The 19,458-nt window shown below is 63.0% G+C and carries 23 protein-coding genes and 1 tRNA gene; 11 read left to right on the top strand and 13 right to left on the bottom strand.

Going from position 1 to position 19,458, the window contains the following annotated elements:
- The first annotated feature begins 126 nt into the window (after window positions 1–126).
- Together ACGYKA_RS10910 and ACGYKA_RS10905 are read left to right on the top strand one after the other, a co-directional pair.
- A complete protein-coding gene (locus ACGYKA_RS10910) occupies window positions 127–1,599 on the top strand; it encodes a leucyl aminopeptidase (protein ID WP_394409582.1) in 1,473 nt (490 codons plus the stop codon).
- A gap of 7 nt (window positions 1,600–1,606) precedes the next feature.
- On the top strand, window positions 1,607–2,065 hold the full coding sequence (locus tag ACGYKA_RS10905) for a DNA polymerase III subunit chi (protein WP_394409584.1): 459 nt from the start codon (window positions 1,607–1,609) through the stop codon (window positions 2,063–2,065).
- 52 nt (window positions 2,066–2,117) lie between these two features.
- Here ACGYKA_RS10905 and ACGYKA_RS10900 read toward each other — a convergent pair whose 3' ends face one another.
- The 4 genes from ACGYKA_RS10900 to ACGYKA_RS10885 all read right to left on the bottom strand — a co-directional run bounded on the left by ACGYKA_RS10900 (window position 2,118) and on the right by ACGYKA_RS10885 (window position 5,976).
- Window positions 2,118–2,603 (bottom strand): hypothetical protein, encoded by a 486-nt coding sequence (locus ACGYKA_RS10900; protein WP_394409587.1) that lies wholly within the window; start codon window positions 2,601–2,603, stop codon window positions 2,118–2,120.
- Window positions 2,604–2,756: 153 nt separating this feature from the next.
- Window positions 2,757–3,338: a TIGR02281 family clan AA aspartic protease gene (locus tag ACGYKA_RS10895; RefSeq protein ID WP_394417869.1), complete on the bottom strand. Its 582-nt coding sequence runs from the start codon at window positions 3,336–3,338 to the stop codon at window positions 2,757–2,759.
- 45 nt (window positions 3,339–3,383) lie between these two features.
- The gene (locus ACGYKA_RS10890; protein WP_322327687.1) at window positions 3,384–4,022 is read right to left on the bottom strand and encodes a MarC family protein; all 639 of its coding nucleotides are present in this window, start codon (window positions 4,020–4,022) and stop codon (window positions 3,384–3,386) included.
- Between the two features lie 91 nt (window positions 4,023–4,113).
- Complete coding sequence (locus tag ACGYKA_RS10885; protein WP_394409593.1) at window positions 4,114–5,976, bottom strand: ABC-F family ATP-binding cassette domain-containing protein; 1,863 nt, start codon at window positions 5,974–5,976, stop codon at window positions 4,114–4,116.
- Window positions 5,977–6,082: 106 nt separating this feature from the next.
- On the opposite strand from ACGYKA_RS10885, the gene ndk reads away from it, so the two are divergent.
- On the top strand, window positions 6,083–6,505 hold the full coding sequence (gene ndk, locus ACGYKA_RS10880) for a nucleoside-diphosphate kinase (protein WP_067266630.1): 423 nt from the start codon (window positions 6,083–6,085) through the stop codon (window positions 6,503–6,505).
- A 62-nt stretch (window positions 6,506–6,567) separates the two neighbouring features.
- On the opposite strand, the gene ACGYKA_RS10875 is transcribed toward ndk, so the two are convergent.
- The 3 genes from ACGYKA_RS10875 to ACGYKA_RS10865 form a co-directional block, all read right to left on the bottom strand.
- Window positions 6,568–6,990: a DUF4112 domain-containing protein gene (locus tag ACGYKA_RS10875; RefSeq protein WP_271687216.1), complete on the bottom strand. Its 423-nt coding sequence runs from the start codon at window positions 6,988–6,990 to the stop codon at window positions 6,568–6,570.
- A 96-nt stretch (window positions 6,991–7,086) separates the two neighbouring features.
- A complete protein-coding gene (locus ACGYKA_RS10870) occupies window positions 7,087–7,209 on the bottom strand; it encodes a hypothetical protein (RefSeq protein ID WP_269451603.1) in 123 nt (40 codons plus the stop codon).
- A gap of 145 nt (window positions 7,210–7,354) precedes the next feature.
- The gene (locus tag ACGYKA_RS10865) at window positions 7,355–8,269 is read right to left on the bottom strand and encodes an MBL fold metallo-hydrolase (protein WP_271687219.1); all 915 of its coding nucleotides are present in this window, start codon (window positions 8,267–8,269) and stop codon (window positions 7,355–7,357) included.
- Window positions 8,270–8,313: 44 nt separating this feature from the next.
- Between ACGYKA_RS10865 and ACGYKA_RS10860 the strand changes: the two genes are divergently transcribed.
- Together ACGYKA_RS10860 and ACGYKA_RS10855 are read left to right on the top strand one after the other, a co-directional pair.
- The gene (locus tag ACGYKA_RS10860) at window positions 8,314–9,636 is read left to right on the top strand and encodes an ATP-binding protein (RefSeq protein WP_271687221.1); all 1,323 of its coding nucleotides are present in this window, start codon (window positions 8,314–8,316) and stop codon (window positions 9,634–9,636) included.
- Window positions 9,637–9,705: 69 nt separating this feature from the next.
- Window positions 9,706–10,155: a DUF4442 domain-containing protein gene (locus ACGYKA_RS10855; protein WP_394409596.1), complete on the top strand. Its 450-nt coding sequence runs from the start codon at window positions 9,706–9,708 to the stop codon at window positions 10,153–10,155.
- Window positions 10,156–10,182: 27 nt separating this feature from the next.
- On the opposite strand, the gene ACGYKA_RS10850 is transcribed toward ACGYKA_RS10855, so the two are convergent.
- A tRNA-Ile gene (locus ACGYKA_RS10850) sits at window positions 10,183–10,259 on the bottom strand.
- 128 nt (window positions 10,260–10,387) lie between these two features.
- Here ACGYKA_RS10850 and purM point away from each other — a divergent pair.
- The 3 genes from purM to rnd all read left to right on the top strand — a co-directional run bounded on the left by purM (window position 10,388) and on the right by rnd (window position 13,264).
- Window positions 10,388–11,434 carry a phosphoribosylformylglycinamidine cyclo-ligase gene (purM, locus tag ACGYKA_RS10845; RefSeq protein WP_394409750.1) on the top strand — a complete coding sequence of 349 codons (1,047 nt, stop codon included), beginning with the start codon at window positions 10,388–10,390 and terminating at the stop codon, window positions 11,432–11,434.
- Window positions 11,431–12,027, top strand: coding sequence for a phosphoribosylglycinamide formyltransferase (gene purN / locus ACGYKA_RS10840; RefSeq protein ID WP_394409598.1), 597 nt, complete (start codon window positions 11,431–11,433; stop codon window positions 12,025–12,027). The genes purM and purN overlap by 4 nt, the downstream gene beginning before the upstream one ends.
- Window positions 12,028–12,106: 79 nt before the next feature.
- Window positions 12,107–13,264 (top strand): ribonuclease D, encoded by a 1,158-nt coding sequence (rnd, locus tag ACGYKA_RS10835; protein WP_394438746.1) that lies wholly within the window; start codon window positions 12,107–12,109, stop codon window positions 13,262–13,264.
- A gap of 58 nt (window positions 13,265–13,322) precedes the next feature.
- On the opposite strand, the gene ACGYKA_RS10830 is transcribed toward rnd, so the two are convergent.
- On the bottom strand, window positions 13,323–13,841 hold the full coding sequence (locus tag ACGYKA_RS10830; RefSeq protein ID WP_322327696.1) for a hypothetical protein: 519 nt from the start codon (window positions 13,839–13,841) through the stop codon (window positions 13,323–13,325).
- Window positions 13,842–13,967: 126 nt separating this feature from the next.
- On the opposite strand from ACGYKA_RS10830, the gene ACGYKA_RS10825 reads away from it, so the two are divergent.
- Window positions 13,968–14,378, top strand: a complete 411-nt coding sequence (locus ACGYKA_RS10825) for a SufE family protein (protein ID WP_067266648.1) — start codon at window positions 13,968–13,970, stop codon at window positions 14,376–14,378.
- Between the two features lie 3 nt (window positions 14,379–14,381).
- On the opposite strand, the gene ACGYKA_RS10820 is transcribed toward ACGYKA_RS10825, so the two are convergent.
- A complete protein-coding gene (locus ACGYKA_RS10820) occupies window positions 14,382–15,026 on the bottom strand; it encodes a DUF1638 domain-containing protein (protein WP_394409601.1) in 645 nt (214 codons plus the stop codon).
- Between the two features lie 55 nt (window positions 15,027–15,081).
- Window positions 15,082–15,780, bottom strand: coding sequence for a corrinoid protein (locus ACGYKA_RS10815; RefSeq protein ID WP_394409604.1), 699 nt, complete (start codon window positions 15,778–15,780; stop codon window positions 15,082–15,084).
- A 201-nt stretch (window positions 15,781–15,981) separates the two neighbouring features.
- On the opposite strand from ACGYKA_RS10815, the gene ACGYKA_RS10810 reads away from it, so the two are divergent.
- Window positions 15,982–17,058, top strand: coding sequence for a PA0069 family radical SAM protein (locus tag ACGYKA_RS10810; protein ID WP_394409607.1), 1,077 nt, complete (start codon window positions 15,982–15,984; stop codon window positions 17,056–17,058).
- Window positions 17,059–17,061: 3 nt separating this feature from the next.
- On the opposite strand, the gene bmt is transcribed toward ACGYKA_RS10810, so the two are convergent.
- Together bmt and ACGYKA_RS10800 are read right to left on the bottom strand one after the other, a co-directional pair.
- Window positions 17,062–18,075: a betaine--homocysteine S-methyltransferase gene (gene bmt, locus ACGYKA_RS10805; RefSeq protein ID WP_394409610.1), complete on the bottom strand. Its 1,014-nt coding sequence runs from the start codon at window positions 18,073–18,075 to the stop codon at window positions 17,062–17,064.
- A 134-nt stretch (window positions 18,076–18,209) separates the two neighbouring features.
- A complete protein-coding gene (locus tag ACGYKA_RS10800; RefSeq protein WP_394409613.1) occupies window positions 18,210–18,527 on the bottom strand; it encodes a DUF1476 domain-containing protein in 318 nt (105 codons plus the stop codon).
- A 167-nt stretch (window positions 18,528–18,694) separates the two neighbouring features.
- On the opposite strand from ACGYKA_RS10800, the gene purC reads away from it, so the two are divergent.
- Complete coding sequence (gene purC, locus ACGYKA_RS10795) at window positions 18,695–19,456, top strand: phosphoribosylaminoimidazolesuccinocarboxamide synthase (RefSeq protein WP_067266657.1); 762 nt, start codon at window positions 18,695–18,697, stop codon at window positions 19,454–19,456.
- Window positions 19,457–19,458: the final 2 nt, after the last annotated feature.

The raw sequence follows: 19,458 nt of genomic DNA, 5'->3' as shown, positions 1-19,458 counted from the left end.
TCCCCCGAGATGCTCTGACGGCCTTTGCGCAGATCTTAAAGCAATTCGCGCGGCGGGAAAACTGCTATCTGGCAATGCGCCGCGCGGCGCGCTAGGTCTGGGGCAAAATCAACCATGAGGCATGCCATGACCGATCTGACCCCCATCACATTCGCCGAGACCGACATCGACCGTATCGCGGGGCATTCCGGGCGGGTCGCGGTGTTTCTTGAGCCCGAGGGGCGGCTCGATGCAGGGGCGCGGCGGGTGAACCGTCTGACCAAAGGCGCCTTGCAACGGCTGGTGGAAAGCGAGCGTTTCGCGGCACTGAAACCCGGCGATGTTCTCAGCATGGGCTATCCCGCGGGCATGGCGGCAGAGGCGGTCGACGTAATCCATATGCCGCGCCGGGCCGAGGTGATGACCGCGCGCAAAGCCGGGGCCGCTCTGGCCAAGCGCCGTGGTGACAGCGATATGTTGCTGCTCGCTGCCGCGACCAAACGGGTGGCCGATGTGGCCTTTGGTCTGGCAATGCGGGACTACGGGTTCGAAGATCACAAATCCGCGCCCAAGGTGCGCAAAGGCACGGTCGAAATTATGTGCTCCAAACCCGATGACGCGCGTGAGGCCGCCGCACCGCTCATGGCCGTGGCCGAGGGGGCCTTCATGACCCGCGATCTGACCAATGCGCCCGCCAACATCCTGACCACCACCAATTTTGCCGAACGACTGGCCGAGATGGAGAGCTTGGGCCTGAAAGTTGAAGTTCTGGATGAGGAAGAACTCGCAAAGCTCGGAATGCGCACGCTTTTGTCTGTGGGCCAAGGTTCGGACAGCCCATCGAAAGTGGTCGTGATGCGGTGGGAAGGCGGCGCGGATGACGCAGCCCCTCTGGCGCTGGTCGGCAAAGGCGTGGTCTTTGACACCGGCGGCATCAGCCTTAAACCCGGGGCCGGCATGGAAGACATGACCATGGACATGGGCGGCGCGGGCGTCGTCTCGGGCGTGATGCGCACACTTGCACTGCGCAAGGCTAAGGCGAATGTCGTGGGTCTTGTGGGTATCGTTGAGAACATGCCCTCGGGCAATGCCACCCGTCCGGGTGACGTGATCACCACGATGAAGGGCGATACGGTGGAGGTGATCAATACCGACGCCGAGGGGCGTTTGGTGCTCTGCGATGTCATGTGGTACGCGCAAGACCGTTTCAAACCCGCGGCGATGATCGATCTGGCCACGCTGACCGGGGCCATCATCATCGGGCTAGGCCATGAGAACGCCGGGGTCTTTTCGAATGACGACGGGCTGTGCAACGATTTCCTAAAAGCCGCCGACAGCGAAGGCGAGGGCGCGTGGCGGATGCCGCTGGGACAGGGCTATGACGACCTGCTGAAAAGCCGCGTCGCCGACATGAAAAATATCGGCGGGCGTCCGGCGGGGTCGATCACTGCGGCGCAGTTCCTCAAGCGGTTCGTCAAGGATGAGACACCTTGGATTCACCTCGATATCGCCGGTGTTGCCTCATTGAAATCCGAAAGCACGCTGGCGCCCGCGGGCGCGACGGGCTGGGGCGTGGCGGCGTTGAACCGTCTCGTCGCTGACCGTTTCGAGAAGGGCTGAGCGACTGATGGGGGCGGCTTACTTCTATCACCTGACCCAGCGACCTCTGGTCGAGACGCTGACGATGCTGCTGGAAAAGTCGCTCGCCAATGGCTGGCGCGTGGCCCTGCGCGGGACGGACCGGGCGGGGCTACAGGCGCTGGACCGGGCGCTTTGGACCTATGCGGATGACAGTTTTCTGCCCCATGGCATGGCGGGCGGGCCGCAGGACGCGGATCAGCCCGTGCTGCTGACGCTGGAGGATGGCGCCCCCAATCGCGCGGATTGTCTGATGACGTTGCATGGGGCCGATGTCACCGCTGCGGAAGTGGCAGCGCACCAGCGGGTCTGCGTCTTGTTCGACGGCCATGATCCCGTCGCGCTGGATCAGGCGCGCGGGCTGTGGAAGCGGCTGAAATCCGACGGCGCCTCGGCCCAATATTGGTCAGAGGAAAGCGGCCGCTGGGAAAAGAAGGCCGAGACCTGAAGGGCGGCAGTGCAGGGGCAGGGGCCGAAAGCCCGCCGCCCCTGAACGCGGATCAGGCCGCTTTATCGAGCGCGGGTTTCGCGACACCGGTGGCTGAGCCAGCTTCGGCCTCTGCCGCTTCGGGTTCTACCTTGCTGACGTAGGACTTCGCGGCTTCGGCGGCGCTGTTGTTCACTGGAGAGATCGTATCCAGCAAGGCGCGGGTGCGCTGGCTGTCGACGCTGCGCTGTGCTGCGGCGCGGGCAAAGGCCTCGTCATCCGCGCTGGTGGCCTTTTGGGCCGTCTCGACCGATTTTGCCTGCGCCACGGCTTGCACCGCTTCGGTCTTGGCAGGGGCTTGCACGGATTGAGGTTTCGACGCCTCTTGCGCCGCCGCGCTGTTTTGTGTGGTCTGCCCGTCGCCGGCGGGTTTCGCCTGCGCCTGCGCGTTGTTGTCCTTGGTCTTCTCGGCCTTCTCCGGCTTTTCAGCCTTCTCCGCCTTGGCGGGTTTGTTGCTTTGTTGGTAGGAAGATGACCCACCAAAAATGTTCGTCAGCATAGCAGCACTTTCTCCAAAATTGGGTACAGTTGTGCCCTGCAGATATCCGGCCAAAAGGGCGGAAACCTGTTCAATTCGCGGCGAATGCGGCGTTATTTCGCGGCGAGTTTGATGTTTTGCCGCATATTTCCGGCAAGGTCTTGCCCTATTCCGTCAGCGGCTCAGGCGCAGTTCACCGCCGCTGATCTCGATCCGGCCCCAGCGTTGCAGGTAGCCCATGCCGAGCAGTGATTGCGACATGATCCCGTCATTCACTACCGCGGGAACGTCGTGATCGACCGCATGGCCCACCACCACCTCGTTGAGACGCACGAAGGCGGTGCGCGTCTCGCCATTGGCGGTGCCGGCGCGGCCAAGGTAGTCCAGCCCCTCGGGGTCGATGCCGATGCGCGCCGCGTCGGATTTCGTCAGCACGATGTCAGAGGCACCGGTGTCGACGACGAAACGCACCGGCGCGCCGTTGATCTGGGCCGTCAGGTAGTAATGCCCATCGCGCCCGCGCGGCAGCACGATGTCACCCTCTTCGCTGATGGTGAGATGTTGGCGGGCGCTGTCGCGGGTGATGTCTTGCCACAGGCCGACCCCCGCCGCGGCACCGGTAAAGATCAGCCCCCAGACCGCCGCCTGTTGCAGGGTTTTGTTCATATTGGGGCGGCTGTGCATGAAAAACCAGCCCGCCACCATCGCCAGTAGAACGATGAGATAGATCAGATGTACTGTGTCGATTTCGGCCATGAACGCGCCCCCTTACATTTCATATAGGAAGGCCGCGCGGAAATGTCAGCCGGGCGTGGGGCCAGGGCCAAAGCCAAAGGCCGCCAAGCCGTCGAGCACGAATTGAACCGAAAGCGCCGCCAGCAACATGCCAAGCAGACGGGTCACGATGTTAATGCCCGTCTTGCCCATCGCCCGCTCAAGCGCGCCGCTGACTTGCATGGTCAGCGCCATGACCACCAGTGTCAGCGCGGTGATCACGATAATGGTCAACAGCCCTTCGCCGCCCGGTTTTTCCCCCGTCAGCAGGATGACCGAGGCGATGGAGCCGGGCCCGGCGATGAGCGGAATGGCCATGGGGAAGACGGAAGGGTCGTCATGGTCATCCTCATCCGCGCGGTCCTCGCGCCGTTTGGTGCGGCGGTCGAAGAGCATGTCGAGCGCGGTGATGAACAACAAGATGCCGCCCGCCACGCGGAAAGCGGGCATGGAGATGCCGATGAACCCCAGCACCGCTTCGCCGAAAGCGGCGAAGATCAGCAGCACCAACCCGGCCACGCCTACCGCGCGCCATGCGATCTTGCGCCGCTCTGCGTTGCTCATCCCGCGAGTGAGCGCGAGGAAGACCGGCGCGATGGCGATGGGGTCGATCACCACGAACATCGTGACGAGGGCGGTGATCATATAGGCGGTGTCGAGGGTCATGGGTCTTCCTTGGCGCGGGGCTTCTTGCCAGAATGCACGAGGGCCGCCCCTTAGGCGACCCCTGCGATGTGATAAAGTGAACGCTTCCGGATCAGGCCGTGGCCTTCTCCAGCTTTTCCTGTGCGCCCATCCAAAGCGATTCCGCGCGGTCCAGCGCCTCCATCACCTCGGCGTATTTCTTGTTCCAGACCTCAAGCTCACCGGTTTTGGCGTCTTCATAGAGCGCGGGATCGGCGAGTTTCTTGGCGAGCTTGTCGCGCATCTCGTTGATCTTTTCCATCCGCGCTTCGGCCTTGCGGACCTCGCTGCGCAGGGCCAACACCTCATCGCGGCTGGCGCGTTTGGGCTTGGGCGCTTCTTTCGGCTTGGCGGGGTTCTTGCTGACCGGCTTTTCCGGCGTCAGCAGCATCTTGCGATAGGCTTCGAGGTCTTCCTCATAGGGTTTGACCGTGCCTTTCGACACCAGCCACAGCCGGTCGGCCACCAGCGACAGCAGGTGCATGTCGTGGCTGACGAGGATCACCGCGCCCGAGTAGCGCGTCAGCGCCTCCACCAGCGCCTCGCGGCTTTCGATGTCGAGGTGGTTGGTCGGCTCGTCGAGGATCAGCAGATGCGGGGCGTGCAGCGTTGCCAAGAGCAGCGAGAGCCGCGCCTTCTGCCCGCCCGACAGCCGCCCGACCTCGGTCTCGGCCTGTTCGGGGCCGAGGCCGAAGCCCGCAAGCTGCGCGCGCAGCTTGGATTGCAACACGCCGGGGCGGGCTGCGATCATGTGCTGCAGCGGGGTTTCCTCGACGATCAGCTCATCCACCTGATGCTGGGCGAAGAAACCGACGCGCAGCTTGGAGGAGTTGATCTGCCGCCCAGCCATCAGGGGCAGGCGGTCCGACAGAAGTTTCGCCAGCGTCGATTTGCCCTGACCGTTCTTGCCCAGAAGGGCGATCCGGTCGTCTTGGTCGATGCGCAGGTTCAGCCGCGTAAGCACCGGGTTGTCGTCGCTGTAGCCCACCGCGCCGTTCTCGATGTTGATGATCGGAGGCGAGAGTTCCTCGGGCTCGGGGAAGGTGAAGACCTTGCGCGCCACGTCCTCGGGCGCGGTGATCATGTCCATCTTCTCGATCATCTTGAGGCGTGATTGCGCCTGCTTGGCCTTGCTGGCTTTGGCCTTGAAACGGTCGACAAAGGCCTGCATGTGATCGCGCCGGGCCTGTTGCTTCTTGGCCATCGCCGCCTGCAACGCGCGTTTCTCGGCGCGCTGGCGGGCGAATTGGTCGTAGGGGCCTTGGTAATAGGTCAGCTTGCGGTCTTCGAGATGCAGGATGCCGCCCACGGCGCGGTTCAACAGGCCGCGGTCGTGGCTGATGATCAGCACCGTATGGGGGTATTTCGCCAGATAGCTTTCCAGCCAGAGCGCTCCTTCAAGGTCGAGGTAGTTGGTCGGCTCGTCCAGAAGCAGCAGATCGGGCTGGGCAAAGAGCACGGCGGCGAGCGCCACACGCATCCGCCAGCCGCCGGAGAAGGCGGAGCAGGGCATCTGCTGTTCTTCGTCGTCGAAACCGAGCCCCTTCAGGATCGACGCTGCGCGCCCTTCGGCGGACCAAGCGTCGATATCGGCCAGACGGGTCTGGATGTCAGCGATGCGGGCGGGGTCCTCGGCAGTCTCGCTCTCTTTCATCAACCGGGCGCGTTCAATGTCGGCCTCCAGCACCGTGTCGATGAGCGAGGTCTCGGACGAGGGCACCTCTTGTGCCACACCGCCCATCTTGGCGCGGGAGGGCAAAGAGATATCGCCGCTGTCGAGTGACAGCTCACCACGGATGATTTTGAACAGCGTCGTCTTGCCCGCGCCGTTGCGCCCGACGATGCCGACCTTATGCCCCTCGGGGATCACGGCGGAGGCTTCCTCGAACAGGGGGCGGCCTTCGACGGAGTAGTTGATTTCTGAAATGCGTAACATGAAAGCCGTTTGGAGCAAGCGGGGCCGAAGGTCAATCACGGCTTTTCATGGGCCAGACCCCATGCTAGGGAGCGCGCAAATCAACACCCGCTATGGAGTACAGCCAATGGCCCTCGAACGCACCTTCTCGATCATCAAGCCCGACGCAACCCGCCGCAACCTGACCGGCGCCATCGTCAAGAAATTCGAAGACGCGGGCCTGCGCGTTGTCGCACAAAAGCGCATCCACCTGACCAAAGCGCAGGCGGGCGAGTTCTACAAAGTGCACGCTGAGCGTCCCTTCTATGACGAACTGTGCGAGTTCATGGCCTCCGCGCCGATCGTGGCTCAGGTTCTCGAAGGTGAAAACGCCATCGCGAAAAACCGCGAAGTGATGGGCGCGACCAACCCTGCCGATGCGGCAGAGGGCACCATCCGCGCAGAATTCGCTGAAAGCGTTGGCGAAAACTCCGTCCACGGTTCCGACGCACCGGAAACCGCAGCGGTTGAGATCGCTTACTTCTTCTCCGGTCTGGAACTGGTCGGCTAAGCCACCCGTTCTTCGGAAAGACTGAAAGGGTCGCCTCAAGGCGGCCCTTTTTTCTTTGGTGATCAGTTGTTGAGCGTCGGGTGGTGCGAGGACATGCGCCCTTCGACATTGCCCAGCGGCGGGGCTTTAGCCGCCTGGTCTTTTAGGTGACGCTCCAGCAGGTCGACGTTGCGCAGTTTCGACTTCCAACCGATATCGAAGAGGTCACCGACCAGCGGGACGGAGCCGATCACATAGTCGACCCCGGTGTTCACCAGCATTTTTGCCAGTACGCTTTTCGGCGCGCCCATGCGGTGCGATTCTTTCAGGATGTAGGCCGCGGGCAGAAGGGCGAGCGTATCGCCCACCACCGGCACTAGGCCCAGAATCGAATCCCATCCCATCCGCACGCCGACGATCGGCAGCTTATAGGCGCTGTCCATGCTGACGGCCAAACGGCGCAGACGGGCGAGGTCAGCCTCGTGAGAGGGGGTATGGGGTTTCATATCTTTCCTTGCGTCTTGCTCTAGGCGGCAAACGCATGGTCCGGCCCAAAAGTTCCCCCCATCCACCGGCCCCATCCGGTGCGCGGGGAGCGCCGTTCAAAGACTGGCGTAGTCGGTGATCAGCGGCGTGGGACGCTGCGGTGGTTGGGCCGAGGTGCCGTTCGGCTTCGGCGCGGGCTTCGGTTTTTGCGGTTGCGGCGTTCTGTCTAGTCGGGCCATCGGGTAGCTCCTTTGCTGCTCGCTGGGGTTTGATGTCTCTCACCCCCGCAACCAGCTTGGGCGCGGTTCGGGTCCATAAAGGGGCCAGATTGCGCCCAGAATGGGGCATTTGTTGCGATTTTGCGACGGAAGGGCCCGCATTCCCCTATGAGTTGAGAGTGAAACGCGCCTCTGCCTGCAAGGTGCCCTCTGGGGCCACCCGCCCCCGGCCGGTCAGATCGACCAGATGCGCCAGCACGTTTCGGGTGGCCGCGCCTAAAAGCGCGGCAGGTGTTTCGGTATAGATGGCGCGGGCGAGGTCCTCAGCCGTCGCGGGTCCGGCGGCCAGTGCGTCGAGGATCGACACCTCCCGCGCGCGACGATGCGCCACCAACCAGTCGAGCCGCGCGTTGGGATCGCTCACCGGGGCGCCGTGACCGGGATAGAACACCCGCCATTGCCGCGCGCCCAGCGTATCGCAGGAGGCCATGAAATCGGTCAGATCCCCATCAGGGGGCGAGACGAGGGAGGTCGCCCAGCCCATGACGTGATCCGCGGTCAGACAGGCATCCCCCCAAGCGAGGCTGATGTGGTTACCGATATGGCCCGGCGTGTGCAGCACCTTCAGCGTCCAGCCGTCCCCCTTCAGTACATCCCCATCGGCCAAAGTGTGATCAGGGCGAAACCCGTGGTCCACACCTTCGCCGCCGCCCATCAACCCCGCCTCAGCAAGCCCCTGCATCACCGTCGAACGGCCCTCCGTGGCCTCACCAAAGGCCCAGACCTCGGCCCCCGTACGCGCGGCCAGCGGGCGGGCAAGGGGGGAGTGATCCAGATGCGTATGGGTCACGATAATATGGCTGATCCGCTGCCCGGGCTGGATCGCGGCGAGAATCGCCTCAAGATGCGCGGGGCTGTCGGGGCCGGGGTCGATCACCGCCACGTCGGTTTCGCCCAACAGATAGGTATTGGTGCCGCGATAGGTCATCGGTGAGGGGTTCGGCGCCACGATCCGCCGCAGCCCGGGTTCCAAGGTTTCGGCAAGGCCAATCTCGGGGTCGAAGTTGTCGGGCGGCAGCATGGTTTCACCTTTCGCTGGGGCAGGGGGCTGGCTAAGGTCTAGCCATGAATTTTGCCTGGCTCAAACGATATGTGCCGCGCGGCATCTACGGACGTGCCGCGCTGATCCTGCTGTTACCAGTGGTGTTTTTGCAGTTGGTCGTCGTGGTAATCTTTGCGCAGAGGCATTTCGAAGGTGTCACCGGCCAGATGACCGATACGGTCCTGCGGGAACTGGAGCTGGTCATGCTGGCGGTCGGCACGGCCCCCGATGCGCAATCCGTGCCCACGGCGGTTGAGGCACGGGCGGGTCCGCTTGATTTCGTGGTGACCCCCGCCAACCGTCCGCTGCCCGAAGAAGACAGCATGCTGTGGTACGATTACTCGGGGCGCGTCCTCATCCCGCGGCTGCGCAGCAAGATGGACGGGATCGAAGCGGTCGACCTCAGCGATGACGATTTCGTCGTGCTCTATATCGAAAGCGTGCACGGGCCGCTGCGAATCCAGTTCGAGCGGCGGCGCATATCGGCCTCGAACCCGCATCAGCTCTTCGTCTACACCGTGTTTTTCGGCGTGCTTTTGAGCTATATCGCCACGATCTATCTGCGCAATCAGCTGCGCCCCATCAAACGTCTGGCCCGCGCGGCGGAGGCCTTTGGCCGGGGGCGGCATGAGCCCTATACCCCCACCGGCGCCATCGAAGTCCGCGCGGCGGGCAATGCCTTTGTCGATATGCGCGCCCGGATCGAGCGGCAGATCGAGCAGCGCACGCTGATGCTCTCGGGTGTCAGCCACGACCTGCGCACGCCGCTGACCCGGATGCGCCTTGGCCTGTCGATGATCGACGAAGAGGACGCAGCCCCGCTCTTGGCCGATGTGGATGATATGCAGCGGATGCTGGACGAATTCCTGAACTTCGCCAAGGGCGCCGCCGAGGGTGTGCCTGAAGAGGTGGCCCCGCATGGTTTCGTCAGCGCCATCGTGGAAGACGCGCAGCGGGCCGGGCGCAAGGTCACGCTGCTGCCGCCCGAGGGCGCGGGCGAGGGGATAGTGAAACTGCGCAGGGTCGCGATGCGCCGGGCGGTGGACAACCTGATTTCCAACGCCGTGCGCTATGGCACGCAGGCCGAAGTCTCGGTCATGCTGAGCGATCGCACACTGCGCATCCGGGTCGAAGACGATGGCCCCGGCATCCCAGAAGCGCGGCGGGACGAGGCGACGCGGCCTTTCTCGCGGCTCGATCCTGCACGCAATCAGGACAAGGGCGGCGGCGTGGGGCTTGGCCTTGCCATCGCCTCCGACATCGCCCGCGCCCACGGCGGGGTGCTGCGGCTTGGGGAATCGGACCGCCTAGGCGGGCTGCGCGCCGATATCGTCATCGCGCGGTGACCCGGCGGCATGATTGTGCGACGCGCCCGGCTTTGCCACAGTGAGGTGACCTTTATACGGAGCGCAGCGATGACCCCCTATGACATGATCAAAGCCCATCTCGACACGGCCGTGCCCTTCGCCGCCCATGTCGGGGTGAAACTGCTTGAGATCGGAGACGGCACCGCCAGCGCCGAAATGGTGCAGCGGCATGAGACCTCGAACCACATCGGGACGCAGCACGCGGGCGCGATGTTCACGCTGGGCGAAGCCGCCTCGGGGGCCGCCATGGCGGGGGCTATTGCGCCGGTGATCATGGACATGCGCCCCGTGGCGGCCATGGGGCAGATCACCTTCAAGAAGATCGCCGAAGGCACGCTGACCGCCCATGCCAAAACCTCGCGCCCCGGGGCCGACCTGTTGAGCGCGCTGCAAAAAGACGGAAAAGTCGCCTTTGACGTGGCGGTCGACATCCAGAACGAAGCGGGTGAGACGGTGGTCGAAATGCAGGTGAACTGGCACGTCAACGCCAAACGGTGAAGGCCACGAAAGGCGGGGGCGGAAGTATGGTAGGCCCGGCAGGACTTGAACCCGCAACCAAAGCGTTATGAGCGCTCTGCTCTAACCAATTGAGCTACAGGCCCGCCATGGGCGTTTGGGTATGACGCCGCAGGCCGAGCGTCAAGACATTAGCTGCACCAAATGATTGCAGTGGGCGGCGCAATACTCTAACTCCGCGCGCAAGGGAAAATGCGCGCCGGGGGCCATGACCATGACGAAATCCGACAACGGAATCACCTATGCCGAAGCAGGCGTGGATATTGACGCAGGCAATGCGCTTGTAGAGCGGATCAAACCGGCGGCGAAATCCACCGCGCGGCCCGGTGTGATGTCCGGCCTCGGCGGCTTTGGCGCGCTGTTTGATCTCAAGGGCGCAGGCTTCACCGACCCGGTGCTGGTCGCCGCGACAGACGGTGTGGGCACCAAGCTGCGCATCGCGATCGACACCGGCAATGTCGACAGTATCGGCATCGATTTGGTCGCCATGTGTGTCAACGATCTGGTTTGTCAGGGGGCCGAGCCGCTCTTCTTCCTCGACTATTTCGCCACCGGCAAACTGGAGCTCGACAGTGCCGCGCGGATCATCGAAGGCATCGCCAAGGGCTGCGCCGATTCCGGTTGTGCCTTGATCGGGGGCGAGACGGCTGAAATGCCGGGCATGTATCACGCGGGCGACTTCGACCTCGCTGGTTTCTCGGTCGGCGCGATGGAGCGCGGGACCGAGCTGCCGCGCGACGTGAAAGAGGGCGACGTGCTCTTGGGTCTGCCGAGCGACGGGGTGCATTCCAACGGCTACAGCCTTGTGCGGAAGATTGTCGAGCGTAGCGGTCTGGGCTGGGGCGACGATTGCCCATGGGGCGACGGTGATCTCGGCAATGCGCTGCTCACACCCACGAAACTCTACGTCAAAGGCGCTGTGGCGGCTCTGCGCGCGGATGCCGTCTCGGCTCTGGCGCATATCACCGGCGGTGGCCTGACCGAGAACCTGCCGCGCGTGCTGCCCGTGGGGCTGGCTGCTGAGATCGACCTCAATACATGGGAGTTGCCGCCGGTGTTCAAATGGCTGGCTGCCCAAGGCAGCATGGCCGAGGCCGAGTTGCTCAAGACCTTCAACGCCGGGATTGGCATGGTCGCCGTGGTCGCCGCCGACAAGGTCGAAGCCGCCAAGGCCGCCTTTGCCGAGGATGGCCATGCCGCCATCGAGATCGGGCGCATCACCACCGGCAATGGCGTCACCTATTCCGGCGCGCTGCTTTGACCAAGCGGGTTGCGATTTTCGTCTCGGGCGGCGGCTCCAACATGCGGGCGCTGGTCGAGGATATGACCGGCGACCATGCAGGCCGCCCCTGTCTGGTGGTGTCAAACAACGCGGATGCGGGCGGGATCGCTTGGGCGCAGGGGCAGGGGATCGCGACGGAAGTGGTAGATCACCGCCCCTTCGGCAAGGACCGCCCAGCCTTTGAGGCGGCGCTCAGCGCTGCGCTTGAGGCCCATGCGCCCGACATCATCTGCCTTGCCGGTTTCATGCGTAAATTGACCGAAGGATTTACCGATGCCTGGGCGGGGCGGATGATCAACATCCACCCCTCGCTATTGCCGAAATACCGCGGCCTGCACACCCATGCCCGCGCGCTGGACGCTGGCGATACCGAACATGGCTGCACCGTGCATGAGGTGACCGCCGCACTTGATGACGGTCCGATCCTTGGTCAGGCGCGCATCCCCGTTCTGCCCGGCGACACGGCCGAAAGTTTGGCCGAGCGGGTGCTGGTACAGGAACACCGCCTTTACCCCGCCGTGCTGCGCCGTTTCGCCGCTGGTGAGCGGGAGCCGGTCCTGCTCACGGGCTGACGCTGGTCAAACCCGTCCGCGTGATGTACCTCTTTGGCAAAGCCCGATGACCGGGCGTGCAACATGTCAAAGAGCATATATGAAAACCATCACCACGACCGCCGACCTCGCGCAATTCTGTGAAGAGGCTGCGCGCCATGATTACGTGACCGTCGACACGGAATTCCTGCGTGAGCGGACTTATTACTCCAAACTCTGCCTTGTTCAGCTTGCCATGCCCGGCACCGATGACAGCAACGCCGTGTTGGTCGATCCTTTGGCCGATGGCATCTCGCTTGAGCCGCTATACGATCTGTTCCGCGACACATCGGTGGTCAAGGTCTTCCACGCCGCGCGGCAGGATCTCGAGATCTTCTATGTTGACGCCAAGGTCTTTCCCAAGCCGCTGTTCGACACGCAGGTCGCCGCGATGGTCTGCGGCTTTGGGGAACAGGTGGGTTATGAGACTTTGGTGCGCAAGATCGCGCATCAGTCGCTCGACAAAACCTCGCGTTTCACCGATTGGTCGCGCCGCCCGCTGACCGAGGCGCAGAAGACCTATGCGCTGGCCGACGTGACCCATCTGCGCCAAATCTACGAATTTCTGGCCCGCAAGCTTGAACAGACGGGCCGTGCACGTTGGGTGGCCGAAGAGCTTGAGACGCTGCTCAGCCCCGACACCTATGTCACCCAACCGCAGGACGCTTGGAAACGGGTCAAAACCCGGACCAATTCGCCCAAGTTTCTGGCGATCGTCCGCGAGTTGGCGGCCTTCCGTGAGGATTACGCCCGCAGCCGCAACACCCCGCGCAACCGGGTGTTCAAGGATGACGCGCTGGTCGAATTGGCGAGCCTCAAGCCGTCGAATGGCGAAGAGTTGAACCGCGCCCGGCTGTTGCTGCGCGAGGCCCGCAAGGGCGAAATCGCCGAAGGTATCCTGAAGGCTGTGGCCGCAGGCGTGGCCTGCAAGCCTGCCGACATGCCCCAGCCCGACCGCAAGCGCGACAAGTTGCAGGTGAACCCGGCGCTGGCCGATCTGCTGCGCGTGCTGCTCAAGGCCAAGACCGAAAGCGCGGGCGTCGCGGCCAAGCTCATCGCCTCGGCCAGCGATCTTGACATGCTCTCGGCGGGGGAGCGTGACGTGCAGGCGCTGCGCGGCTGGCGGCATGAAGTCTTTGGCGCCGATGCGCTGCTGCTCTGCGAGGGCAAGATCGCCTTGGCCGCTGACGGAAATGACGTGAAAGCCGTCAAAGTCTGAAACGAAAAGAGCCGCCCGATCAGGGGCGGCTCTTTCTCAATAAAGAGTATGCAGCGTCTTAGCGGCGAGAGACCAGCGCGTTCAGCTGCCCTTCGACGCGAATCTCGCGCACCCCGGCCAGCATCTGATCGGTCAGGCGACGCCCGGCAATCACTTCGCGCGTGGGCCGGCTGCCTTGCGGGGTGGCCTTGTCGGGGCGCACCCCTTCCAAACGATAGGTCAGAACACCGTCGACGGGCGTCTCATCCGGCGTCGCGGGGGTCAGGCGCACTTTGTAGATGCCTTGGCGTGCCGCCAGCCCGGTGGCGCGCAGGATCGCACCGCCCGGCACCGGCTCAATGGTCAGATCGGTGATCTGCTCAAAGGGGCGCCCCTCATAGGTGTCGACCTCAACCGCGCGCCGCGCGAACAGCCCACTGCGCTGCGGAATCAGGGGGTTCGTGCTCTCCGCCGGGGCGGTCTCAACCGAACGGGCGGGCCCGAACCAATTCAACGGATTTATGCGACTGTCACGGACCGTGCCGCAGGCGGATACCAAAAGGGTCGAAGCCAAAAGAGCGAGGATTGTCTTGCGCATGGGAACCGCCGTTAAGTTTACTTGCCTTGTGCTACCCCATCCCGCCAGCCTTGGGAAGGGGGTGGACCTTTGCCCATGGGCATCCTACCTGTCAGGCAATGGAATTCACCCGAAGAGAGTGCACAGATGGCCACGCCCGCCTTTGAAGAACTGGTCGAGGATTTCGAGTTTCTGGACGATTGGGAAGACCGCTATCGCCATGTAATCGACCTTGGCAAAGCGATGGAGCCGCTGCCCGAGCCGCTGCGCGTGCCCGCGACCAAGGTCGACGGCTGCGCCTCTCAGGTCTGGCTGCACGCACAGTTCGAGGGCGGGAAACTGCATTTCGACGGCGCCAGCGATGCGATGATCGTCTCAGGGCTGATCGCGGTTTTACGCAAGCTTTACAACGGCTTGACACCTAGCGAGGTGGGCGGCGTCGATGCCAAGGCGGAACTGGCGCGGCTGGGGTTGAACGACCACCTCTCGGCACAGCGCTCGAACGGGTTGCGCGCGATGATCGAGCGGGTGCGCGAGACGGCAGCGCAGGAAGCGTAACGCTCAGAGGGCGCGCAACGCGCTCTCCAAATCCCCGTAACCCGTGAATCGCCGCTCGAACGCAAGGCCGAGCCGCGCGGCGCAGTCTTGGGCCTTTTCGGTCAGCGCCGGGTCATCCGTCTGCGCCTGATAGACCAGTTTCTCGTAATTGCCGAAATACATGTCGCGCAGCTCGGGATGCCGGTCGAGGCCCATGGGTTTGATGATGAAAGCGTCGAACTGCCGGACCAGAAAATCGGTGAGATAGAAGGTGGTGATCTCATCTTCGGCGGTTTTGGCGAAGCTATCGTTGCCTTGGAAAAAGCTGTAGCAATGCGGCCCGGCGACCATTTGCACGCCGAGTTCTGCGCAGGCGCGTTCCAGCCCGCCGCCCGTGCCGCAATCGGCGTAGACAACAAAGAAATCGTCGTAATCCGCACAGTGTTTGGCGACCGTATCACGCACCGCCTGCGTAATCTTTTCCGGGTAGAGGTGATATTTCGCGGGCAGGCAGGTCAGGTCCAGATGGGTCCAACCGTTGGCGGCTTTCAGATCCAAAATCTCACGCGCCAGCGCCCCGCAGGCAATCAGCAAGATACGGCCCGCGCGGGTGGGCGCGAGCCCGTCTTGGGTCAGGGTCCGGTCATCTGGCAGCGGGGTGTCATTCATGCCGATACCATCGCATGCCATCGCGCCCCAAGCCAAGCGGGCAGGGGCGAGAGGCTCAGGCGTTGGCCGAATTATGTCGACGGCCCATCCAGTCTTTCGCGGTTTCAACCGCCACGGCAGCGTCGCGGCAATAGGCATCGGCACCGATAGCCTTGCCGAATTCCTCGTTCAGCGGCGCGCCACCCACCAGCACGATATAGTCTTCGCGCTTGCCCTGTTCGACCAGCGTGTCGATCACCACTTTCATATAGGGCATGGTCGTGGTCAGCAGGGCGGACATGCCAAGGATATCGGCCTTTTCCGCTTCGAGCGCTTCGAGATAGGCTTCAACCGCGTTGTTGATGCCCAGATCGACGACCTCGAAACCCGCGCCTTCCATCATCATGCCGACGAGGTTCTTGCCGATGTCGTGAATGTCGCCTTTGACGGTGCCGATTACCATCTTGCCCACGCGCGGCGCGCCGGTTTCCGCAAGCAGCGGCTTGAGGATGGCCATGCCGCCCTTCATCGCATTGGCAGCCAGCAGCACTTCGGGCACGAAAAGGATACCGTCGCGGAAATCCGCGCCGACGATGGTCATGCCGCCGACAAGCGCCTTGGTCAGGATCTCATAGGGTTCCCACCCGCGGTCGAGCAGGATTTGCACCCCTTCTTCGATCTCTTCCTTGAGACCGTCATAGAGGTCATCGAACATCTGCTGGACCAGTTCTTCGTCGTCCAACTCGGCCAGGATGATATCGTCTTCTTCCGACATGGTGTTTCCTTCTGCTGGGCGTGCAGGTGCATGACACTTGAGCCCTTGTCTCACGGAATGTTAGCGCCGGGGTCGCGGTTTGCGACATCGGCCGCGCCTTGCGCGACGCCTTGGGGGCAAACTACTGCTTTTTGCGGTGTAAGGACAAGGGTTTGCACGAGGTTACTTGTCGATGTTCGCGCAATGTTCTAATCTTCTTTCATGGATAGGGAAGACCAGCGATTCCGCGTGCTTGGCCGCGCGGCAGGCAGCAATGATGCGGGCCGGTTTGAGCGTCATAGCCGCGTCGCCGAAGATGACGGTTGGGCGCGCGACGAGGTGCTTCCGGTGCTGCGCACCCAGACCAGTATCGAGGTGCCGCGCCGGGTGATCACCTACAACCGCTCGCCGGATTTGCCTTTCGACCGCTCGATCAACCCCTATCGCGGCTGTGAACACGGCTGCGTTTATTGTTTCGCGCGGCCCAGCCATGCCTACCTCGGCCTGTCGCCGGGGCTAGATTTTGAGACGCAGTTGATTGCCCGCCCCGAAGCGCCGGACGTTCTGGCGCGGGAGCTGCGGTCGAAGCGCTATCAAGTCGCGCCCATCGCCATCGGCACCAACACCGATCCCTATCAGCCGATCGAAAAGACCCATGGCATCATGCGGGAATGTCTTGAGGTGTTATCCGCGTTCAATCACCCGGTGGCGATCGTCACAAAGGGCAGCCTGATCGAACGGGACCTCGACATCTTGGGCGACATGGCAGGGCGCGGATTGGCGGCGGTCGGCATTTCGGTGACCACGCTGGACCCGAAGCTGAGCCGCTTGATGGAGCCGCGCGCGCCCGCGCCGCAGCGGCGGTTGCAGGTGATCCGAAAGCTGTCGGAAGCAGGGATCCCGGTGCGGATCATGGCATCGCCGATGATCCCGGCGCTGACCGACCCGGAGTTGGAGGCGATCCTGACCGCCGGACGCGACGCCGGCGCGCGGCATGCAAGCTGGATCATGCTGCGCCTGCCGCGAGAGGTGTCGCCGCTGGTGCAGGACTGGCTCGCCACCCATTACCCGGACCGGGCCGAGCGGATCATGGCGCGCTTGCGCGATATGCATGGCGGAAAGGAATATGACGCGGGCTGGCACAAGCGGATGCGGGGTGAGGGGCCATATGCGCAGATGGTGGCGCAACGCTTTGATCTGGCGGTGAAACGTTTGGGGCTGGCCCGGTCCGGCGTGCCGCTGCGCTGTGATCTGTTTCGACCGCCCTCCAAAAAGGGCGATCAATTAAGCTTGTTCTGAGCCTCAGCCCCGGCGGCGCCCGCGGCGCGGCGCGCGCGTCGGGCCTTGGCCATCGGTGCCATCGCTTTCGGAAGAGAAATCGCCAATCTCTTCGCGGATCTGCTCCAGCGTGGGGGCGGGGCCTTTTTCGGTGCTGTCGAGCGCTTCACGCATGGCGACCAGATGCTCGGGCAGGGTGCCGCAGCAGCCGCCGATGATGCTTGCGCCTGCGTTGCGGGCCATCACCGCATAGCACGCCATCAACTCGGGCGTGCCGTCATAGTGGATGTGGCCTTCGACGTATTTCGGAATGCCTGCGTTGCCTTTCGAAATGATCGGCAGCGTGCCGTTCTTCGCGGCAAAGCCAAGCACGGTGCGCAGCAAGTCAGAGGCGCCGGTGCCGCAGTTGGCACCATAGGCCAGCGGCATGTTGTCGAGCCCATGCACCAAGTCGACCATCCCTTCGGAGGTCAGCCCCATCATCGTGCGGCCTGCGGTGTCAAAGCTCATCGTGCCACACCACGGCAGACCGGCAAGCTGAAAGCCCTCAGCAGCGGCGCGGTATTCTTCGGGGGCGCTGATCGTCTCTAGCCAGCCGATATCGGCACCACCTGCCTTGAGCCCATCGGCGGTCTCGTGGAACATCTCAACGGCGAGGGAGTGGGACAGGGTGCCCACAGGCTCCATAATCTCGCCCGTCGGGCCGACGGAGCCTGCGACGATCACTTTGCGTTCGGCGGTATCGGCCACTTCGCGCGCCAGTTCGGCGGAGACACGGCTCAACTCATGCACACGGTTCTGCGCGTCGTGCAGCTTGAGGCGGGCGGCATTGGCACCAAAGGAGTTGGTCAGGAACAGATCGCTGCCCGAATCCACCGCGAAACGGTAGAGCTTAGTGATCTTTGCGGGCTCGTCGGTGTTCCACAATTCGGGCGCATCGCCCGACATCAGCCCCATGTTGAACAGATTGGTGCCCGTGGCCCCATCGGCGAGCAATGTGCCCTTTTCAGCGAGAAGATCGGTGAATGCGTTGCTCATGGGGGCTCCTGTTGGGTCTGGGAATTTCGCCTGATGTCACGCGGGCCACTTGGGGGCAATCTCATAATATTCATCTTCATTATGAGGGCAGGCGGGAAGGCTGCGCCGCGGTGCTAAGACCGGGGCGCAGGGGGTCAGCTTGTCTCGCTCAGCAGCTGCGCCTTGGCCTCGGCCATTAGACTTTGCATCTTGGCGCGGATCGTCGCCTCATCCGCGCGGTCGCCCAGATCGCCCGAGACTTTGCGATAAACGTCTTCGTCGCCCGCCTCTTCGAAATCGGATTTCACGACCTCTTTGGCATAGTCTTCGGCATCGCTGCCGGATTTGCCTAAAAGTTCAGCAGCCCAGAGACCCAGAAGCTTGTTGCGCCGCGCCTCGGCACGGAATTGCATATCCGCATCGTGGGCGAACTTGCTTTCAAAGGCATTTGCACGGTCGTCAAAGTTGCTCATGGCGGGTCTCCGGTTGCTGCGATTACCCTATCGATATGCGAACGCAGGCCCGTTCTCGCAAGTGGCGGGGCAAAGGTGACGGGCCATGCTTGCAGCAGCGGGGTGCTTGCACTAAGAGAAGCGCAAGCGGCGGGGATGTTCCCGGCCCCCTGTTGGAAAGGATGCCCATGGCCCGGCGCAACAAGATCTACGAAGGCAAGGCAAAGATCCTCTATGAAGGTCCCGAGCCCGGTACGATCGTTCAATATTTCAAAGACGATGCCACGGCCTTCAACGCCGAGAAGAAAGCCACGATCGAAGGCAAAGGCGTGTTGAACAACCGCCTGTCCGAGTTCTTTATGACTGGCCTGAACAGCATCGGCGTGCCGACGCATTTCATCAAACGCCTGAACATGCGCGAACAGCTTGTGCGTCAGGTTGAGATCATTCCGCTCGAAGTGATCGTGCGCAACTATGCTGCCGGTTCCATGTCCAAGCGCCTTGGCATCGAAGAGGGCACACAGCTGCCGCGCCCGATTGTTGAATATTGCTACAAGGACGACTCGCTCGGCGATCCGCTGGTGACAGAAGAGCATATCGCCGCATTCGGCTGGGCCAGTCAGCAAGACATGGACGATATTCTGAGCCTTGCGTTGCGGGTCAATGACTTCATGTCGGGCGTGATGATGGCCGTGGGCATCAAGCTGGTGGACTTCAAGATCGAGATTGGCCGCGTTTACGACGGTGATTTCCAGCGTCTGATCGTTGCCGATGAGATCAGCCCCGACAGCTGCCGCCTGTGGGACATCGAAACGGGTCAGAAGCTCGATAAAGACGTGTTCCGCCGCGATCTGGGTTCGCTCACCGATGCCTATACCGAAGTGGCCAAACGCCTTGGCGTCATGCCCAAGAACAACGCGCCGGTGACCAAGCCGACGCTGATCAACTAACG

Origin of the sequence: Sulfitobacter sp. 1A15106 (assembly GCF_043556995.1) — a bacterium.
Classification (GTDB): domain Bacteria; phylum Pseudomonadota; class Alphaproteobacteria; order Rhodobacterales; family Rhodobacteraceae; genus Sulfitobacter; species Sulfitobacter faviae.
This window is presented reverse-complemented; position numbering and strand designations above follow the sequence as displayed.

Coding starts and splice junctions, on each gene's coding strand:
- ndk (WP_067266630.1), top strand. CDS start 6,083: ATGGCCCTCGAACGCACCTTCTCGATCATCAAGCCCGACGCAACCCGC.
- ACGYKA_RS10865 (WP_271687219.1), bottom strand. CDS start 8,269: ATGCTGCCGCCCGACAACTTCGACCCCGAGATTGGCCTTGCCGAAACC.
- ACGYKA_RS10815 (WP_394409604.1), bottom strand. CDS start 15,780: ATGTCGGAAGAAGACGATATCATCCTGGCCGAGTTGGACGACGAAGAA.
- purC (WP_067266657.1), top strand. CDS start 18,695: ATGGCCCGGCGCAACAAGATCTACGAAGGCAAGGCAAAGATCCTCTAT.
- ACGYKA_RS10800 (WP_394409613.1), bottom strand. CDS start 18,527: ATGAGCAACTTTGACGACCGTGCAAATGCCTTTGAAAGCAAGTTCGCC.
- ACGYKA_RS10890 (WP_322327687.1), bottom strand. CDS start 4,022: ATGACCCTCGACACCGCCTATATGATCACCGCCCTCGTCACGATGTTC.
- ACGYKA_RS10885 (WP_394409593.1), bottom strand. CDS start 5,976: ATGTTACGCATTTCAGAAATCAACTACTCCGTCGAAGGCCGCCCCCTG.
- ACGYKA_RS10900 (WP_394409587.1), bottom strand. CDS start 2,603: ATGCTGACGAACATTTTTGGTGGGTCATCTTCCTACCAACAAAGCAAC.
- ACGYKA_RS10825 (WP_067266648.1), top strand. CDS start 13,968: ATGGCCACGCCCGCCTTTGAAGAACTGGTCGAGGATTTCGAGTTTCTG.
- ACGYKA_RS10855 (WP_394409596.1), top strand. CDS start 9,706: ATGACCCCCTATGACATGATCAAAGCCCATCTCGACACGGCCGTGCCC.
- ACGYKA_RS10875 (WP_271687216.1), bottom strand. CDS start 6,990: ATGAAACCCCATACCCCCTCTCACGAGGCTGACCTCGCCCGTCTGCGC.
- bmt (WP_394409610.1), bottom strand. CDS start 18,075: ATGAGCAACGCATTCACCGATCTTCTCGCTGAAAAGGGCACATTGCTC.
- ACGYKA_RS10830 (WP_322327696.1), bottom strand. CDS start 13,841: ATGCGCAAGACAATCCTCGCTCTTTTGGCTTCGACCCTTTTGGTATCC.
- ACGYKA_RS10895 (WP_394417869.1), bottom strand. CDS start 3,338: ATGGCCGAAATCGACACAGTACATCTGATCTATCTCATCGTTCTACTG.
- purM (WP_394409750.1), top strand. CDS start 10,388: ATGACGAAATCCGACAACGGAATCACCTATGCCGAAGCAGGCGTGGAT.
- rnd (WP_394438746.1), top strand. CDS start 12,107: ATGAAAACCATCACCACGACCGCCGACCTCGCGCAATTCTGTGAAGAG.
- ACGYKA_RS10905 (WP_394409584.1), top strand. CDS start 1,607: ATGGGGGCGGCTTACTTCTATCACCTGACCCAGCGACCTCTGGTCGAG.
- ACGYKA_RS10820 (WP_394409601.1), bottom strand. CDS start 15,026: ATGAATGACACCCCGCTGCCAGATGACCGGACCCTGACCCAAGACGGG.
- ACGYKA_RS10910 (WP_394409582.1), top strand. CDS start 127: ATGACCGATCTGACCCCCATCACATTCGCCGAGACCGACATCGACCGT.
- ACGYKA_RS10810 (WP_394409607.1), top strand. CDS start 15,982: ATGGATAGGGAAGACCAGCGATTCCGCGTGCTTGGCCGCGCGGCAGGC.
- ACGYKA_RS10870 (WP_269451603.1), bottom strand. CDS start 7,209: ATGGCCCGACTAGACAGAACGCCGCAACCGCAAAAACCGAAGCCCGCG.
- ACGYKA_RS10860 (WP_271687221.1), top strand. CDS start 8,314: ATGAATTTTGCCTGGCTCAAACGATATGTGCCGCGCGGCATCTACGGA.